This window comes from Candidatus Berkiella aquae (genome assembly GCF_001431295.2).
Taxonomy (GTDB): domain Bacteria; phylum Pseudomonadota; class Gammaproteobacteria; order Berkiellales; family Berkiellaceae; genus Berkiella; species Berkiella aquae.
In genome coordinates this window covers 1,860,511-1,879,464 of record NZ_LKAJ02000001.1, presented here as the reverse complement: position 1 = coordinate 1,879,464, position 18,954 = coordinate 1,860,511, and the positions used below count along the sequence as shown (strand labels likewise).

The following is an 18,954-nucleotide window of genomic DNA, read 5'->3' as shown; positions in this document are numbered from 1 at the left end:
AGATTGGACGTATTTTATGAGTGATATGTTAAGTATCGGAACCACAGGTCTTGGGGCGGCACAAAAGTCGTTAGATACGATCTCACATAACATTTCGAACGCCAATACACCAGGATACAGTCGGCAAACGACGTTATTAGCAGCACGCGAATCGGTGCAAATGGGCCAATCGTTTACTGGCACCGGGGTTGAAGTACGTGGTACCCGACGAATTGTTGATCAATTCTTAACAACTTCATTACAAACGCAGCAGGCTAATTTTAGCCAATATGATAGCTTTTCCCAAGTGATCAACCAATTAGATAATATTTTTTCAGATCCAAGTACTGGTTTATCAAACGTTTTGAACTCCTTTTTTAATGCGATACAAGACTTAAATGCGAATCCTGATTCTGTTTCTGCCAGACAGTTGCTTCTTTCACAAGCGCAAGTGCTAGAAAATCGTTTCGTCGACTTATCTGAACGGATTTCTTCACAATTTTATAATATTAATACTCAGTTGAATGGCGCTATCAATCAAATCAATAGTCTCGCTGAACAAATAGCGCAAATTAACGTCAAAATTGTGAATACAAGCAATAATGCTTTTGCTGAAGCCCCAAATGATTTATTAGATCTGCGAGAAGAGTTAGTATTGGAACTTTCTCAATATGCTGCTACATCAACGACCATTCAAGATAATGGCTCAATGAATGTGTTTATTGGTAATGGACAAGCCATTGTGATGAATGGTACCAGCAACCGTCTGGCGGCTTTCCCGAATGTAATCGATGCGACGCGGACCGATATCGCGATTATCACGGCGACATCTACTGAAGTAATTAGCTCCAATTTAAAAGGAGGACAAGTTGGCGGCTTATTATCATTGCAAGACGATGTCTTAATGCCCTCACAAAATGCATTGGGTCGTATTGCCATTACTTTGAGTAGTTCTTTTAATGCACAACACCAAAAAGGGGTAGATTTTGAAGGGAATTTAGGCAATAAATTTTTTAATGATCCTAATGAAATTTCTAGCACACTCAATCGTACCCTTAAAAATCGTGGCAATACCGGAAATGCGGTTTTTTCAGTAAAAATTAATCCTATATCCATTGCTACCACGACGTCGCAAACTTACTCAGTGCCATCTAACTTAGTTGATGCAGGAACTTTATTACCGATAACGCTGGGCATGTTCTCACTCAATGATTCTATCATCAGAGCAACGGTGCCCGCTGATGACCCATATTCAACCTCCGATGCCACAGGCAGTGCAATTGCTATTGCAAATGCCATTAATGCTTCGAGTGCTGCACATGAAGTGACTGCAACTCCTGAGCAAAATGTCGTGTATCTTGGACAATTTACGGCAGGTGCGTTTGCTGCGGGTGAATTCATGATTAATGGTATTAACATCGTTTCAGCGGGTATGAATGAAGCGATGCTACTCCAAGATATTAATGCATTAACGTTGCAAACCGGTGTTGTCGCATCAGGAGATGGGACAGGTAAAATTATGCTGGTTGCCAGTGATGGGCGTAATATTCAGCTATCATCTAATGGTTTGTCAACAGGAGCGACGTTTAGTTATTTTGACACCCAAGGTGGTGTTGCACTTGATAAAGTATCAAGAGCCAGCGTATTGCTTTTTTCACAGAATAATTCGATCAAAATTGCGGGGGCTAACCCTGCAGCCGTTGGTTTTACAGCAGGGACGGTACCTCAAGCAGCCTCAAGCCTCACCACCGATAATTACAATCTTGAATATGATGGCACTTTTTATACGTTGAGGAATCGAACTTATAATACAGTGACGGCTCAATCACTCATACCGTATTTTAACGTCGATGGTATGACTATCGAATTGCAAGCAGGTGCAATGGCGGTGAATGACAGCTTCATCATTCAGCCTACGCGTAGTGGAGCGCACGATTTTAGCGTTGCAATTAATAATCCCAATTTTATTGCATTAGGTGCTCCTGTTCGAGTTAATGGCAGTTTAAATAATCGTGGTGACGTACAAATTTCTCTGGTAGAAATTACCGATACTAGTGGTTTGCCTGTTTCAGTTGATGGTGTGTTAGGGAATGCTTTTAGTACTAAAGGAACATTATCTCCCCCCATCCAGATTGAATTTACATCACAAACCAGCTATCGCGTATTTGACGTTTCTGCAGGATTGCCTGGCGTGCAAATTGGCCCTGATCAACCTTATGATCCCAGTAGCCTCAATCAAGCCGTATTTCCTATTTTTGGAGTCATCAATGCGTCTTTGCCAGGACCCAACCCGACCTATGTTTATGATCCAGGCTATCGAGTTACATTGCAAGGTACGCCCCAAGCTGGTGATATTTTTACCATTCAGTATAACAATGATGCATCAGGAGATAACCGTAACGGCTTAAAATTAGCTAATTTGCAATCAGAAAAGACCATGGTAAATCATTCTGCCACATTTCAAGATGGATTTGCTCAACTGGTTGGTGATATTGGTACCAAAGCATCTCAAGCGAAAGTCAATGCTGGATCAAGCGCTAATTTACTCAGTTTTATTGAGTCACGTCGCAATGAAGTTTCCGGTGTTAATCTTGATGAAGAAGCCGCTAATTTATTACGCTTTGAACAAGCCTATCAAGCTGCTGCGCAAGTGATATTGGTGGCAAAAAGTATTTTTGATGCATTAATGGATTTAATGAGATAATAATATGAGAGTTTCATCAGTTGATATTTATCGTAGAACCGTTGATAGCTTAATGGCGCAGCAGTCTACGATTAGCGATTTACAATTAAAGATCTCAGCAGGTAAAAAAATTATCAATTCTTCTGATGATCCCATTGGGGCAACGCAAGCTTCAAACTTACGTTATGAAATCAGTAAATTTAATCAATTTATTAAAAATGCTGATGCTGCCAAAAACATCTTAGAGTATGAAGATTCTATTTTAGATTCGGTCGTCAATATCTACCAGAGAATAAGAGAGCTTGCTATTAATGCCGGGAATGCAAGCCTTGGGCGTGATGATAGAGAAGCAGTTGCAACTGAAATGGAAGAAAGATTGTTAGAGTTGCAAGATTTAGTGAATGCCAAAGATGCTAATGGTGATTATCTTTTCTCTGGTTATAAATCTAAAGTACAAACTGTCATTAAAGCAGCCGATGGCCAATATGTTTTTCAAGGTGATGAAGGTAACCGCAATGTCGCTTTAAGCAATACCACCTCTTTAACCATATTAGATTCTGGAAAAGGGGTTTTCTTTAACATTCCAACCGATACCGTGATAGGCACAGTCACCTCGGGAGTGGCAACATTAACCAATACGCCATCGGGGTTAGTGAATGCAGGAACATTAACACCACTTGCTTCAACTGATTTACGGATTAACGATGTTCTCATTCCAGCAAGTGAACTTGATGGAATTTCAACAACCGATGCCGCAAGCAGTGCCATTGCGATTGCTAGAGCAATTAATAGTAAAATTGCTGATCATGGGGTTCATGCCATTGTGAATCCTAATTCCGTTGATTTAGGTGCTTATACGCCAGCGTCTCTGGTTGGCTCACAATTTAGCATTAATGGCATTGCGGTTTTAGATAACATAGGCACGGAAGATTCATTATTATCGGCCATTAATTTGCTCACTTCGCAAACAGGTGTTATTGCCACACAGCCAGGTGGTGCAGGAACCGCTGTCATTCTAACGGCACAAGATGGGCGTAATATTCAATTACAGACCAGCGGTGGCGCAACCGCATCTTTTGCCAATTTTAATTTAACAGGTGCTGCATTAGATGAAGTTGCCCGTTCAACTGTCACACTACGTAGTCATGAAGCTTTTAATATTCAAGGTGCTTTTCCCAGTCATGCTGGTTTTACAGCGGGAACCTATTCACCATCAACCAATGCGGGCTCTGGGCTCATAACCAAACCAGCTATTATCGATAACATTACCAATCTTAATGAAACCTATTCGATTGTTTTTAACAATCCCCCCAGTACTTTCAGTATTGTGGCCGATTCTGATCCTGGTACCCCTTTAGAGGGCTTTAGTAATGTTACCTATGTTCCAGGACAAAATATTGATTTTTTAGGGATCCGAGTGGTGATTACCGGAACGCCAAGTGCCGGGGATATTTTTGGGCTCGAGGTCGAAGCCAAAGCAACGCAAGATGTTTTTACGACTATCAATACGCTGATTACCAGTATTAGAAACTTTGGTTTTGAACCGATACGTTATTCTTATGAAATAGGGCAAGCGTTGAACAATATTAGCTACGCTGAGTCTCGTTTAATTGAGACCCGAGCAGAAGTCGGTGTTAGAATTAATATTGCCGATAGCCAAAAAGATTTTAATGACAAATTAAATGTTTTAACGCAAAGTATTTTAAGCGAAGTAGAAGATCTAGACTACACAGAAGCGATTACGAAATTAACACAAAACTCTTTTATTCTCCAAGCAGCTCAGCAAAGCTTTGTTAAGGTACAAGGTTTAAGCATCTTTAACTATTTGCGTTAGCGTGCCCGGCGTAGCCTTTTAGGCGAAGCGGGGGAGCTGCTTTTTTTTTCAGAATCTTTATCTAATTTCAAGTTATTTCTAAACCTCTAATTCACCTTGACGATAACGAACCTGGGAGCGGTAAATATATCCTTGTGATGTATATCCGCTAATTATTATGCAGTGATTGTTTTGACGATCACTTTTTCCAGGAGCATTATTCTATGCCACAAGTAATTAATACGAATATTGCGTCTATTAATGCGCAACGTAACTTAACGAAATCCGGTGAAATGTTAGCGACTTCATTGCAACGACTCTCATCAGGTCTTCGCATTAATAGTGCGAAAGACGATGCTGCTGGTCTTGCAATTAGTACTCGTTTTACTTCACAAATCCAAGGTTTATCCCAAGCTTCTCGTAACGCGAATGACGCTATTTCGCTTTCTCAGGTAGCGGAAGGTGCGTTACAAGAAGTAACCAATATTTTACAACGTTCACGCGAACTGTCGATTCAGTCAGCAAACGGTACGAATAGCTCTTCTGACCGCGCAGCGATTCAGGATGAGGTAAACCAACTTAAACAAGAATTAACGCGTATTGCAACAACAACGACGTTCAACGGTTTAAATATTTTAAACGGTGAATTACGTAATGCGCTATTCCAAGTAGGTGCTGAAGCCAACCAAACTATTGGTGTAACCATTCGTGATACACGTGCAACAGCGATTGGTAGTAACCAAATGAAAACGGATAACGCCGATGGTCTTGAAGGTGCTACCCGTAAACAATTATATATTGGTACAGTAGGTGGTACAGGTGGTGCAGCATTAGGTGCTGAAGTTGCGGTCGCTCAAGCAAACGCGGCAACGAACGGTTACAGTGCTTCCAATTTTACCGTCTCTAGCGTTAGCTCATCCGGCGTAACAACAACGCAAACCGCTGCAGTTGCTGCCGATGATCAAGCCAATACCATTGCGACTAACTTATCCGCTTTAACGGGTGTGAAAGCGCGTGGTTTTAACGAAGTGACCGTTAGCAACTTGGCAACCATGGACGCTGCCACCAACATTACGTTAAATGGTCAAGTTATTTCTAGTGGTGCAACCACCACGGCAGATAGCATTGCAACCGCTATTAACGCGAATGCAACGTTACAAGGTCAAGGGATATATGCAGTAGGTAATGGTACAAGCATTGACATCATTGGTCTTGATGGTCGTGACATGGTATTCGCAAGCACGGCAGGTACCGGTGTATTTGATATGGTTGGTTTACGCGGCGGTGCAGCAACGACCCTCGTTGCAACACAATCAACCACATTTGGTGGCCGTGTTGATATCGAATTGAGTGAACGTTACACCATTTCATCCGATGTTGACTCCATTATTATTAATGGTCAAGCAACAACGGTTGCAGTGGGTGATGGTACGATTACCGATAGAATCAACAATACCACGATTTCTGCTAATAACCTCAATAACAACATTGGTGCGCAAAACCTCAACTTAGTAGGTAGTGCAGGGGCGGCAACCGTTGCTGTGACAGCTGGTCAATCAGCAGATAGTATTGTAACCGCTATCAATGCTGTTTCAGGTTCAACCGGTGTGACAGCTGAAGCACGAACGACCGCAACTTTATCGAATTTAACCGCCAATGGTACGGTTAGTTTCGCTATTTATGGTGATAACGCGATTGGTGCCAACGTATCTGCAACGGTTACCAGCTCAGATTTAACTGCATTAATGAGCGCTATCAATAACGTTGCCGGTACAACGGGTATTACTGCTGCATTAGGTAGTGATAACTCTTCTGTAGTGTTGACTCACCAAACCGGTAAAAATATTGTGTTACAAAACTTTACGCATAGTGCAGCGGTTGATTTTGCCGCGCCTTCTGTAACACCAGTTTCTGGTACAGGTAGCAATATTGTTGCCCCTGTTGAGCAATCGATTACCGTAACCGGTAATGCAGATACCAACACCGGCACTTCTGTTAAATTGTATGATGGTGGTGCTCGCACCAACTTCGACACAACTGTGATTGGTGGTGAAATTACCTTCTTATCAGCAGATGCATTTAACGTAGCTTCTGATATTTCAGGTTTAGCTTCCACCGGTACCTCATTATTTGCAGGTGGCGCTAATACCGCTAACTCTTCAACCTTGTTAGACGTAGGTCAGATTGACGTTAGTACGCAAGCTGGTGCTAATGCTGCCATTTCTATCATCGACGGCGCATTAGACCAAATCAGCCAAGTCCGCGCTGAGTTGGGTGCTGTGCAAAACCGATTTGGTAGCACTATTTCAAACTTGGCAAACGGTGTTGAAAACTTGCAAGCTGCACGTTCGCGAATTCAAGATGCTGACTTTGCACAAGAAACCGCGAATATGACTAAAGCGCAGATCTTGCAACAAGCAGGTATTGCTATTTTGGCACAAGCTAACTCGTTACCACAAAACGTTTTAGCATTGCTAAATGGCTAATAAAAAGAGTAGTCATGATTTGGTGGGTGTTAAAGCAGTTATTAACACCCACTGATCATATCCGGCGGAAAGGTTTTTCCTTCATGTTTCTCAAAAACAGATTTTAATTGCCGCTTTATTCAAAATAAAAATAGGTGCATGTTCAAATTAAAATCTAACAATATGAAATTTAAAGAGTATTTTAGTTGTATTTTATTAAGAGAATTGGCGCATATTTTGCCTTGTCTCTTTATAATAAAAAAGCGGGTTCAAGGAGAGATTTAATGCCCATTACGACCTCAGGTGTCGGTTCTGGAATCAATATCAGAGAATTGGTCGATGAGCTAATGGCTGCAGAAAGTAAAGATAAAAAATTACGTTTTGATCGAAATGAAGCAGAAGCTCTTACCAAAATCACCGCTTATGGCACACTCAAAGGTGCATTATCTGATTTAAAAGATAAAGTTAATTCATTAAAAGAGTCGAACCCCTTTGCAAGCCGCTTAGTGAATAGTGGGTTAACAACCGATAAAAGAACGGTTCTAGAAGCGAAGGCAACCAACACGGCACAAACTGGCGATTTCCAAATTGAAATTATCGCTTTAGCCAAAGCGCATAAATTATCATCAGCCAATTTTGCAAATTCGACTACCATCGTTGGTACAGGAATGATTGAGTTTCAAGTAGGGGCAACCACTTATTCAGTTGAAATCACCGATCAAGATAAAACCCTGCAGGGAATTAAAAACAAAATTAACGAAGTAAGTAAAACAACAGGTATTACCGCAAGCTTAATTACGTCTGATTCGGGTGCCGTTCTGACTTTTCAAGCAGATAAGACCGGATTAGACAATGCCTTTATCGTGACAGTCGTTGATAATGATAGCAACGACACCGATAACAACGGATTATCAAAACTTGCATCGAATCATTTAACCATTGCACAAGCTGCACAAAATGCGACTGTGAAAATAGATGGCGTTACCGTCACAAGTGAAACAAATACCCTTACCGATGCTATTGAAGGAGTAACACTCGACTTATTGGGCACTAATACCTTAGATCCCATTACCATGAAAGTGTCTCTTGATAAAGATGCGGCGGGAAAAGCAATTGAAGATTTTGTCAATGCTTATAATAACACATTAGATGCCATAAAAAAGTTGACGGCTTTTAATAAAGAAGATCCTAAAAATGCGGGGATTTTAATCGGCGATGCATTAACCCGTAATGCACAAACACAATTACGCAGAATATTAAATACCGCCAATTATGATCTGCCTTTGGCTGTTTCTTCATTGACCCAAATGGGCATATCTACAGATAGAATCACCGGTAAACTTGAAATTGATCCTTATAAATTAAACAGCGTCATTACCAAAAATTATGATGAAATAGGTCAGTTCTTCATTGATAACGAAAATGGCCTATTTAATAATCTAGAATCAACCATAGATACTTATATTAAGAATGATGGTGTCATAAAATCCAAAACCAATGGCTTGAATAAAAGTATTGATCTCATTACAGAACAACGCGTTAACCTAGAAAGACACTTAATACATTTTGAAGAGCGCTTATTGTCACAGTTTATTGCTATGGATTCTATCGTGGCAAACTTGCGTTCAACCAGTGATTTCTTAAAAACACAACTTGATAGCTTAGCTGAACCTTTATCTTTTAGGAAATAATTATGAATCCAAACTACGCTTTGAAGCAGTATCAACATGTTTCGATAGAGACAGGGATCTTAAATGCCGATCCTTATAGACTCATTCAAATTTTGTTAGAGAGTGCCTTAGAAAAGCTAAATATCGCTAAAGGATTTATTGAGCGAAACAATATTCATGATAAAGGAATATCAATCAGTTTAGCCATTTCAATTGTTGAAACATTACAAGCCAGCCTAAATGAACAAGAAGGTGGTGAAATCGCTAAGAATTTATCCGATCTTTATACTTACATTTTACAATCATTGATTGAAGTTAATTTACATGACGATCTCAAAAAATTAGATGAAGTTATCGAGTTAATCGCAACCATTAAATCCGGTTGGGATAATATGCCACGAGAGAATGTTGACAATGAATAAAAATTATTTGGCAGCATTGTCACAGATTGTGCAAGATTTAAATGCATCAATCGATGAGAATGATCACAATCGATTTGTTAATCTGTGTGCTGCATTACAAGATTTTCGCAACGCGTATCCAGAGCAGAACCTTGATGAACTTCAAGATAAACAACAAATTATCGATATGATACCGGTAATTGATACCTTGATTGAAAAAATGGAAAGCAATAAGCAAAAACTAGCAAAAGAAATATTAGTGGTTAGAAAATCAATTAAAATATCAAAAAATCAGGATGATTTATGAAAGAGTTAAGTCACGAAAGTGGTACCGTAAAACCATGGCCTAATACAGGACAAATGTTTTGGCAAAAACATAAAACCGATGCTTGGTATACGGGTATATCAAACCGCTTTCAAGAACCTAAAAAAAATATTATCGATATTTCAACGTTAACCAGACCGTTAAATATTAAAAAAGGAAGATAGTAGCCTGCGCTTAGCAGGTAGCTTGGCGAATTGAGTATCTGCGCTTTCAATCAGTAAAGACGAAAGTCCTATTTCCTATGACAAGAATTTGACATGTCATAAACCTAGCGACTATTAGTTAACAATGATTACAAAAACATTGTGAAAAAATGCGTGACTCAACTGTAGAGATTAGTGGTAGTAGCCACACCATTACCCAAATCAAAAAAATGTTAAGTCAGGCAGCGCTGACCGAAGTCAGTGTCATGATTACGGGTGAATCAGGCACAGGTAAAGAAATTGCTGCCCGCTTTTTGCATTTACATTCCAAACGTAAAGATAAACCCTTTATTCCGGTTAATTGCGGTGCAATACCTAACGATTTACTCGAAAGCGAGCTTTTTGGGCATGAGAAGGGCGCTTTTACGGGTGCCATTAGCTCTCGTATAGGCCGTTTTGAATTGGCCAATGGCGGGACCATTTTCTTAGACGAAATTGGTGACATGCCCCTTGCCATGCAAGTTAAGATACTTAGAGTTATTCAAGAAAAAGTATTAGAGCGAGTTGGTAGCAATAAGTCGATTAAAACGGATGTGAGAATTATTGCTGCAACGCATCGTAACCTCGAAGAAGAGATTAAAAATGGACGCTTTCGGGAAGATCTGTATTATAGATTGAATGTCTTTCCCATCGAAATGCCCCATTTAAGAGAACGCAGTGAAGATATTCCAGACATTATTGCCGATTTAACCCAAAAGCTTCAGCAAGAAATTGGTAGTAGTATTGAATTGACCCAAGCTGCCATACGTTCTTTAATGAAATGCGAATGGCAGGGCAATATCCGTGAATTAGCCAATTTAATTGAGCGCCTCATCGTTCTTTATCCCGATCAAAAAGTGGATTACCACCAATTGCCCGCAAAATATCAACAAATGTCAGAGCAAAATAAAGTGGACGTAATCCCCAAATACCTAGAAATGACTGAGACAGTCATGATTAATCCGCAGGCCACCGTATCAGAAAATGTGAATTTGAAAGATATTTTGTATCAAATTGAATTAAATTATATTCAAGATGCATTGAATAAAACCAATGGCGTGGTATCGCATGCCGCCGAAAAATTAGGAATGAGACGCACCACATTGGTAGAGAAAATGAAAAAATTTCAAATCGCTAAATAAACCGGCATTTTTACATGAAAATGCCGGATACTACTCTATTAACAGTAAAAAAATTTATTTCGTTAGCTTAGAGGTATTGGGAGATGCTGCATCACTTATATTGGCAGCAGGAGCATTGCGAATCACCACGCCTTTGCGAGCAGTATTTGCGGCATTATTCGCCGGTGTATAAGTCCGAGTGAAATTAACCGGTAGCACTGATTGTGGCATACATTCATCATATTTATATTTAGCTTCTTGTTGTTTGTTATACATTGTGCGCTCATCATCTGTCAGTTGTTCTATCAGATTTCGTTTTTCAGCATAACTTTGTGCGCGATTAATTCGTTCAAATTTAAGTTCCATTTGACTTTTAGGACCATGTTGCATGATTTTAATGTTCTTATAACTGTGTAAGGGGCGCCAATCATAATGAATATAAGATCAGTTATCAAGTTCAGCATCTAAACCAAATGCCAATTTCTTGGCAACCTAACATACTTAATTCCTTATCTATTTGATAAATATGATAATAATAGTTGGCATAACAATTGCTATTCTAAAGTATCACTTAAAATATGACGGTTGAATGTTATGCAAACCATGATTACGTCACCAAAAACAAATAGGGAGCCACTCTATGATTGGCTAGAAAGTATCCCTGCTGGCGTGATTATGATTACTGCAGAAGGCATGATTGATCTTTATAACAAGCAAGCACAAGAGATGCTTGGTTTAGAGAAAATGAGCAAGGATTGGTCAGAAGTACTACGTCAAAATGTTAAAGAAATTGTTAACGAAGGAAATTATATTTGTCTTAAGAGCGGACATACGGTTTTATTCAAAACGCAGTCTTTACCGAACGCTAAAGGCCAATTGGTATTGCTAGTTGATGAAACAGAGATCCATCAAAGTAATCTTTGTACAATGCAATTACAAAAACTGGATTCGATTGAAAAACTTTCCGCATCATTAGCTCATCAATTAAGAACACCTTTGTCAACCGCCATTTTATATGCATCAAGTCTACCGCTTGATTCAAGCTATCAAGCCAAAATCATGAAGCCACTGTTACTCATTAAACAGCAAATCGATGATGTGTTGATGGTCTGTAAAGGCCAAGAAAAGATGATCGAAAACATGTTTATTTATGATGAATTGCAGAAAATGTTGATGGATTACCAACAATTGCATCCTGGTGTCAACATTGAATTAAATAGCGAAAAAAACTGTGATAAAGCCATTATTATTGGTCATAAAGCATCGCTGATGGGTGCTTTAATGAATATTATTGATAACGCCATTCAAGCCGGCAAGCAACAAACTTTTATTGAAATCAACCTGCAATTAATTGGTGGCGAATTAAGCATTGCAGTGAAAGATTATGGCAAAGGGATAACGCAAGACGAGCTAATACGGATTGAGAAACCCTTTTACACCACTAAAGAAAATGGCACAGGCTTAGGGTTAAGTATTGCCAAATCAATTCTAGAAGCGCATCAAGGACGATTGGCGATCGAATCGGTTGAAAATAATTACACTATCGTCTCATTGTATTTGCCATATTCGATATGGAATGGATAGCGGAGTCACCATGACACAAAGTTCTGTATTATTGGTTGAAGATGATAAAGACTTATTAGAAGCATTAACAATGACATTACAAAATGCTTCTTTTGAGGTTGATGCAGTTGAATCTTCAACAATGGCACTACAGATGCTCAGAACTAAACATTATCATATTGTATTAAGTGATATTCAATTAGATAAAATGAGTGGTATCGATTTACTCAAATTTATTAAAAAGCAAGATTATCAAACTTCGGTGGTACTAATGACAGCTTATGGTAAAATTGATGATGCTGTTTTTGCCATTAAAAATGGAGCGATTGATTACATCACCAAACCGTTTGTAGCCAATGAATTGATTACTAAATTAAACAAGATTAGCCAATATCATCACCATCCACAAAACAATCTTATTTGCCATGATGAAGTGATGAAAAAGTTATTTGAGGTTGCTGCACAAGTCGCCAAAACTGATGCCTCTGTGCTGATAAGTGGTGAAAGTGGCACCGGTAAAGAAATATTAGCACGTTTCATTCATGACAATTCACTACGCAAAAACGAGCCTTTTATTGCCATTAACTGTGCAGCGATCCCTGATAATATGCTAGAAGCAATGCTTTTTGGTTATGAGAAGGGAGCATTTACGGGGGCACATCAGTCAACCCCAGGAAAGCTTGAGCAAGGCAATGGCGGCACTATTTTACTCGATGAAATCTCAGAGATGCCATTGGCGTTACAAGCCAAGATTTTAAGAGTCATTCAAGAGAAAGAAGTAGAAAGATTAGGTGGAAATAAAATCATCAAGTTAGATGCAAGATTCATTTCAACAACGAATCGCGCATTAGCTAAAGAAGTAGAACTCGGACATTTCCGTAAAGATCTTTATTTCCGCTTGAATGTTTTCCCGATGTATATTGCAGCACTTCGCGATAGAAAAGCAGACATTATACCATTATCAAATTATTTTATAAAAAAGTACGCATCCCAGCCTGATATGATGTTATCAGAACAAGCAATAGAGAAATTATTAAATTATGCGTGGCACGGTAATATTCGTGAGCTGCAAAATGTGATGCAAAGAAGTGTTATTTTAGCAAAAAATAATCTAATTGAGCCTGATATCATTTTATTTGAAGTCTCACACACTCAACCAGCGGTTCATGCATTTGCCGATGACACTTTAGAAAACAAAATGGTCGATAAAGAAAATGCACTGATTCTGCAAGTATTAAAAGAATGTGATGGCCATCGTGAACAAAGTGCTCACAAATTAGGCATTAGCACCAGAACACTTCGCTATAAAATTTCTCGCATGAAAAAAATGGGTATACAAGTATGAATGAAATTGATGCAAATCAGCTATTGCTGCAAATGAAAATTATTGCTGCTAAAGCAAGAAATACTGAAATGTCGGCGGGTGCAAATCCGGTAGGGCAGAGTGAATTTGGTCAATTATTAAAAAATGCTATCAATGATGCCAATCAAATGCAAAATAATGCAAGTGATTTAGCTAAGCGTTTTGAAGAGGGCGATAAAAACATCCATTTAACAGATGTGATGATAGCAACACAAAAGGCCCACTTATCGTTGCAAGCCGTTTCTCAAGTAAGAAATCATGTAGTTAGTGCTTATCAAGATATCATGAACATGCCAATTTGATAGAGTAATGTGATGACAGAAAATAGTCAATCTAAGGGAACTTTGGCAGATGGTTACTTTGAACTGCCAATCGTAAAACAACTAGGGTTGTTTATTGGCTTTGCGGCAAGCATTGCTTTAGCTATCTATGTGGTGATGTGGTCAAAAACACCTGACTATATTCCACTTTATTCTCAACTCAATAGTAAAGATTCAGGCGATGTCGTGGAAGCATTACAACGACAAAATATTCCATTTAAAGTCGATGAAAAAACAGGTTTGGTGTTGGTTGATGCCAACAAAGTTCATGAAGCACGCATCCGTTTAGCAGGAGAAGGAGTTCCAAGTCACAGTGGCAATGGCTTTGCGGGGTTATTAGATAAAGATTCCGTGTTTGGAACTAGCCAATTTATTGAAAGAGCTCGCTATATTCATGCCTTAGAAGGCGAACTTGAAAAGACCATCGCTTCGATTGAAAATATTAAATCGGCTCGGGTACATTTAGCGGTACCCAAGCAAACAGCCTTTATTAAAGACAAAAAAGAACCCAGCGCTTCTGTTTTTGTTGATATTTATGGTGGACGACGTTTAGAGCCTGAACAGGTTTCATCCATTACCCATTTAGTGGCTTCTAGCATTCAAGGTTTATCAGCTCAGCATGTTACGGTTATCGATCAAAACGGAAAACTGCTTTCTTCATCTGGCAGCGATGAAATGAGTGTGGCAGCAAAACAATTAGATTATACCCATAAGCTTGAGCGAGTTTATGCACAACGGATTCAGGATTTATTGTCACCTATCTTAGGGTACGATCGCATTAAAGCCGAGGTTACTGCTACGATGGATTTTACCTCATCAGAGCTAACGAGTGAAAATTACGATCCTACCAAAACAGCATTACGCTCTGAACGCATTTCAGATGTACATAAAGAGGGTACCCAATCAAGAGAAGGCGGAGTACCTGGCACTTTATCAAATCAAGCACCAGGAACACCCCATCAACCAGCGCCCAACCAAAAGCCAGGGCAACCAGGGCAAGAAGCAGCTAAAAAACCTAGAGAAATGGCACCAGGCGTTATTAGTTTGCAAGAAACCAAGAATTTTGAAATTGATCGACAAATTAAGCATCAAGTTAATTTGCCGGGCAAGTTACAACGTTTATCAGTTGGTGTCGTGGTTGACGATAAAACCGTTTATGACAGCAATGGTACAGCAACCAAAGTGCCATTAAAACCAGAAGAAATACAGAAGATTGAAACGTTAGTCAAAGATGCGATAGGTTTTGAAACAGAACGCGGCGATAGAGTGACGGTGATTAATTCCTCATTTGCCCAAGTTGAGCCTATTCAAGAATTGCCCAAGCAATCTATCATGGAAAAACCTTGGTTTTGGATGATTGTGAAACAATCGCTTGCAGGCGTTGCTATCTTAACGCTCATTTTGGTTGTGTTGCGACCTTTATTGAAAAATCTGACCAGCATCTCAGACTATAAACAAAAAATGCTCATGCAAACATCGACTGACAACGTGGGTGGCATCTTAGATAAAAAAGGCAAGAAAATAGATGAATCAGATTACCATGTGAGAGTCAAAGAACTAATTAATGAAGATCCTAAAAAAGCAGCGCAAGTCATCAAGCAATGGGTAGGAATTGAGCATGAGAAAAGCAGCTAGTGATGAAGGCGCGCATAAAGCCGCCATTTTTCTAATGAGTGTCAGCTCAGAAGATGCAGCAAAATTGCTTAAATTTTTGGGCCCCAAAGAAGTACATAAACTTGGGGTTTCAATGGCTGCGCTTGAAAATGTGGATAATAAAACCGTCACCCAAATTTATTCGGAATTTATTGTTGAAGCAGAAAGTAAAACCAGTATTGGTTTAAATAAAGATGAACAGATACGAAAAGTATTTGTGACCGCTTTAGGTGAAGACAAGGCCAACAACGTGATTGATAAAATTTTGATTGGTGGCAATACTAAAGGCCTTGACTCATTAAAATGGATGGATGCCAAAGCGATTGCCGATATTATTCGCGATGAACATCCGCAAATTCAAGCGATTATCTTAAGTTATCTTGATCCTGATCATGCGGCAGAAGTATTAAACTCCCTTGATGAGAAAGTGCGGATTGACTTAGTGATGCGAATCTCGATGCAAGATTCGATTCAGCCAGCGGCGATTGACGAGTTAAATTCTGTGATGGAAAAACAAGTTTCCAATATTATTATGAATCAAACTAAAACCATTGGTGGTATTAAACGTGCTGCCGATATCTTGAACTTTGTGAGTGGTGATGTTGAAACAACCATTTTAGGTGCAGTGAAAGAAAGAGATGAAGAACTCGCCAATCAAATTCAAGATTTAATGTTTATTTTCGACAATATCAAATCTATTGATGATAGAGGCATTCAGATGTTGTTGCGTGAAGTAAAAACGGACACATTAGTTATTGCACTAAAAGCAGCTGATAATGAAATTAAAGATAAAATCTTTAAAAACATGTCAAAACGAGCGGGTGAATTATTAAAAGACGATCTTGAAGTCAAAGGTCCAGTTCGCATAAGCGAAGTTGAAGCAGCGCAAAAAGAAATTTTAATGATTGCTAAATCATTAGCAGATCAAGGTAAGATCATGATGGGCAATAAGAGCGAGGAAATGGTTTAATGCCAGAGAGTCATAGCAAATGGGCATTGCCTGAATTTGGTTTAGTGGTGAATGCGCATCATACGACCAATAAAAGTTTAAAAGTTAACCCCAATGCATCAACCGCCAATGCGGTTCAAGCTGAGCTTAATCAAAAAGGGTATGATGCAGGCTTTGCTAAAGGCTATGCTGAAGGTCTGCAAAAAGTTGAGCAAGAAATGCAATTGCAAAAAAGGCAATTAGAATCATTAATTAAACAACTTCATGAAGATAATCAAGCCATTTCGCAAGAAAAAGAACAAGCAATATTATTATTTGTAAAATCCTTATGCGAAAAAGTACTTCACAAAGAACTTGCAACGTCCTCTGAAACGATTGCGAATGTGATAACCCAAGCATTGAAAATGATTGACAATTCAGGTAAAGAAATTCGTATCGCATGCCACCCTAAATTATACGAAAAAATTCAGAATGAAGACTTTAATGGTTATTCAAGAATCATTTTTGAAACGCAGCCACAATTGGCAGATTTTGAATTTAAGATAGAATCTGAAAAGCAGAAGATCTGTTTTAATCTGGAATCACTCCTAAACAGATTGCAGGATGAACTATTACTATGCAATTCCCAAACTTAAGTCAATTAACCCCTTTTACAGTTTATGGCAAGGTACATAAAGTATCGGGCTATTTAATTGAAGCAACAGGGTTAAAAGCCAAGGTGGGGACACTCTGTCAAATTGATTGTGCGCCTTTACCTGTTCAGGCTGAAGTGATTGGTTTTAAATCCGATGTCACTTACTTAATGAGTGCGGATGAGCTTAGAGGTATTTTGCCTGGAGCTGAAGTAACCCAATTAGATACCTATGCTAAAGTGCCTATTGGGGAGGGGCTATTAGGTAGAGTCATTGATTCTACCGGCTTACCTTTAGATAGCTTGGGAGAACTCAAGGGAATAGAGCGCGTTCCACTTCATTTTGAACCCATTAATCCATTGCAACGTGCACCCATTCGTCATGCGATGGATGTGGGCGTTAAAGCAATCAATGGATTATTAACCTTAGGGATAGGGCAGCGAATGGGGTTATTCGCCGGTACCGGCGTTGGGAAAAGTATATTGCTAGGCATGATCACGCAATTTTGCCAGGCGGATATTGTGGTGATTTCTTTGGTGGGTGAACGGGGCCGCGAAGTCAAAGAATTTATCGAAGAAAATATTGGTGTGGCTGGACTGCATAAAGCAGTTATTGTCGCGGCACCTGCCGATAGCTCACCTTTAGCGCGGGTGAAAGCAGCAGAAACAGCCACTTTTATCGCAGAATATTTTAAGAATAAGAAAAAGCGCGTATTGCTGCTCATGGATTCTTTAACACGTTATGGTCAAGCATTACGGGAATTAGGTTTAGCACTGGGTGAACCGCCTACGAATAAAGGTTACCCTCCATCTGTCTTTGCTCGTATCCCTAAATTAGTGGAACGTGCAGGCAATGGCATCAACGAAGATTCCTCTATTACGGGTATTTATACGGTACTCGCAGAAGGGGATGATGTGCAAGATCCCATCGTTGACTGTGCGCGAGGTATTTTAGATGGTCATATTATGTTAACAAGGCAGTTAGCAGAACAAGGCCACTATCCTGCGATTGATATTGAACAATCCATCAGTCGAGTGATGGATAAAGTAGTGCCCGCTGAGCAAGTGCAATTAGCCAGAACTTTTAAGAAAAGTTATGCTAAATATCAGCAAAATCGAGATTTTATTATGATTGGTGCTTATCAAAAAGGAAATGATCCAGAAATGGATATGATTCTAGAAAAAAAGCCCAAGCTGTTTGCATTTTTGCAACAAGATAAGAGCATTCATGTGGATTTGAAACAAACAGCCGATATGCTAAGAGAATTTGCTAGCCTTGCCATGATACCGGTTGCCACTAAATGAAGCGAGAGGTTAGCCACCTAGAAAAATATCGTTTTGTTCTGGAAACGCAAGAACAAAAACTCATGCGGCAAATCGCCAATAATCAAAAAAAATGGGAGCAAGAGAAGGGCAAACATGAAATGTTGAATCATTGTTTGTCAGAAACGCAAAGCAATTTGCAAACGCTAGCCAATAATCATATTTCAAGCATGCAATATCAACAATTTCAACATTTCATTTTCCAATTAGAAAAAGCTATTATGATGCAAAATGAGGTGCTCAATAACCATCAAAAGCAGCATGTGGATTTCATTGCTCAATACCAAACATTGAAAGTAAAACGTAACAACCTGCAAGAACTTATCAATAATATTCAAAAAAGCAATCAATTCCATGAAAATCGCAAAGAAAATCAAGAAAACACCGAAATATTTAATCGCTTAAAACCGTATCAATAAGCTATGTTCCAGGCTCATCATTGATGTCGCGATTAAACCACATTAGGTAGCATCGTGAAGTTACACTAAATTATCGTGCTCGTGATCTCGATTA

Annotated in this window: 17 protein-coding genes; 16 read left to right on the top strand and 1 reads right to left on the bottom strand. The window is 39.2% G+C overall.

Annotated elements, in window-relative coordinates:
* Positions 1-16 precede the first annotated feature (16 nt).
* From flgK to HT99x_RS08290, 8 genes are all read left to right on the top strand, one after another.
* A complete protein-coding gene (flgK, locus tag HT99x_RS08330) occupies positions 17-2,683 on the top strand; it encodes a flagellar hook-associated protein FlgK (RefSeq protein ID WP_075065891.1) in 2,667 nt (888 codons plus the stop codon).
* A gap of 4 nt (positions 2,684-2,687) precedes the next feature.
* A complete protein-coding gene (flgL, locus tag HT99x_RS08325) occupies positions 2,688-4,496 on the top strand; it encodes a flagellar hook-associated protein FlgL (protein ID WP_075065890.1) in 1,809 nt (602 codons plus the stop codon).
* 203 nt (positions 4,497-4,699) lie between these two features.
* A complete protein-coding gene (locus HT99x_RS15920; protein ID WP_075065889.1) occupies positions 4,700-6,961 on the top strand; it encodes a flagellin N-terminal helical domain-containing protein in 2,262 nt (753 codons plus the stop codon).
* A gap of 263 nt (positions 6,962-7,224) precedes the next feature.
* Positions 7,225-8,631, top strand: a complete 1,407-nt coding sequence (fliD, locus tag HT99x_RS08310) for a flagellar filament capping protein FliD (protein WP_075065888.1) — start codon at positions 7,225-7,227, stop codon at positions 8,629-8,631.
* A gap of 2 nt (positions 8,632-8,633) precedes the next feature.
* The gene (fliS, locus tag HT99x_RS08305; RefSeq protein ID WP_075065887.1) at positions 8,634-9,032 is read left to right on the top strand and encodes a flagellar export chaperone FliS; all 399 of its coding nucleotides are present in this window, start codon (positions 8,634-8,636) and stop codon (positions 9,030-9,032) included.
* Entirely contained in the window at positions 9,025-9,318 is a 294-nt protein-coding gene (locus HT99x_RS08300; protein ID WP_075065886.1) for a hypothetical protein, read from the top strand. The genes fliS and HT99x_RS08300 overlap by 8 nt, the downstream gene beginning before the upstream one ends.
* Entirely contained in the window at positions 9,315-9,500 is a 186-nt protein-coding gene (locus HT99x_RS08295) for a hypothetical protein (protein ID WP_075065885.1), read from the top strand. The genes HT99x_RS08300 and HT99x_RS08295 overlap by 4 nt, the downstream gene beginning before the upstream one ends.
* 149 nt (positions 9,501-9,649) lie before the next feature.
* On the top strand, positions 9,650-10,660 hold the full coding sequence (locus HT99x_RS08290; RefSeq protein ID WP_075065884.1) for a sigma 54-interacting transcriptional regulator: 1,011 nt from the start codon (positions 9,650-9,652) through the stop codon (positions 10,658-10,660).
* 54 nt (positions 10,661-10,714) lie between these two features.
* Here HT99x_RS08290 and HT99x_RS08285 read toward each other — a convergent pair whose 3' ends face one another.
* Entirely contained in the window at positions 10,715-11,029 is a 315-nt protein-coding gene (locus HT99x_RS08285) for a hypothetical protein (RefSeq protein WP_075065883.1), read from the bottom strand.
* Between the two features lie 204 nt (positions 11,030-11,233).
* On the opposite strand from HT99x_RS08285, the gene HT99x_RS08280 reads away from it, so the two are divergent.
* Genes HT99x_RS08280 through HT99x_RS08245 form a run of 8 tightly spaced genes read left to right on the top strand, consistent with a single transcriptional unit; the run spans position 11,234 to position 18,860 of the window.
* Entirely contained in the window at positions 11,234-12,223 is a 990-nt protein-coding gene (locus HT99x_RS08280; RefSeq protein WP_075065882.1) for an ATP-binding protein, read from the top strand.
* Positions 12,224-12,233: 10 nt separating this feature from the next.
* A complete protein-coding gene (locus HT99x_RS08275) occupies positions 12,234-13,547 on the top strand; it encodes a sigma 54-interacting transcriptional regulator (protein ID WP_075065881.1) in 1,314 nt (437 codons plus the stop codon).
* Positions 13,544-13,867 (top strand): flagellar hook-basal body complex protein FliE, encoded by a 324-nt coding sequence (gene fliE, locus HT99x_RS08270; protein ID WP_075065880.1) that lies wholly within the window; start codon positions 13,544-13,546, stop codon positions 13,865-13,867. The genes HT99x_RS08275 and fliE overlap by 4 nt, the downstream gene beginning before the upstream one ends.
* 12 nt (positions 13,868-13,879) lie before the next feature.
* Entirely contained in the window at positions 13,880-15,520 is a 1,641-nt protein-coding gene (gene fliF / locus HT99x_RS08265) for a flagellar basal-body MS-ring/collar protein FliF (RefSeq protein ID WP_075065879.1), read from the top strand.
* Positions 15,504-16,508: a flagellar motor switch protein FliG gene (gene fliG / locus HT99x_RS08260; protein WP_075065878.1), complete on the top strand. Its 1,005-nt coding sequence runs from the start codon at positions 15,504-15,506 to the stop codon at positions 16,506-16,508. Before fliF ends, fliG begins: the two co-directional genes overlap by 17 nt.
* A complete protein-coding gene (locus tag HT99x_RS08255; protein ID WP_075065877.1) occupies positions 16,508-17,122 on the top strand; it encodes a FliH/SctL family protein in 615 nt (204 codons plus the stop codon). Before fliG ends, HT99x_RS08255 begins: the two co-directional genes overlap by 1 nt.
* Positions 17,104-18,423, top strand: coding sequence for a FliI/YscN family ATPase (locus HT99x_RS08250; RefSeq protein WP_075065876.1), 1,320 nt, complete (start codon positions 17,104-17,106; stop codon positions 18,421-18,423). The genes HT99x_RS08255 and HT99x_RS08250 overlap by 19 nt, the downstream gene beginning before the upstream one ends.
* A complete protein-coding gene (locus HT99x_RS08245; protein WP_075065875.1) occupies positions 18,420-18,860 on the top strand; it encodes a flagellar export protein FliJ in 441 nt (146 codons plus the stop codon). Before HT99x_RS08250 ends, HT99x_RS08245 begins: the two co-directional genes overlap by 4 nt.
* The last annotated feature ends 94 nt before the right edge of the window (positions 18,861-18,954 follow it).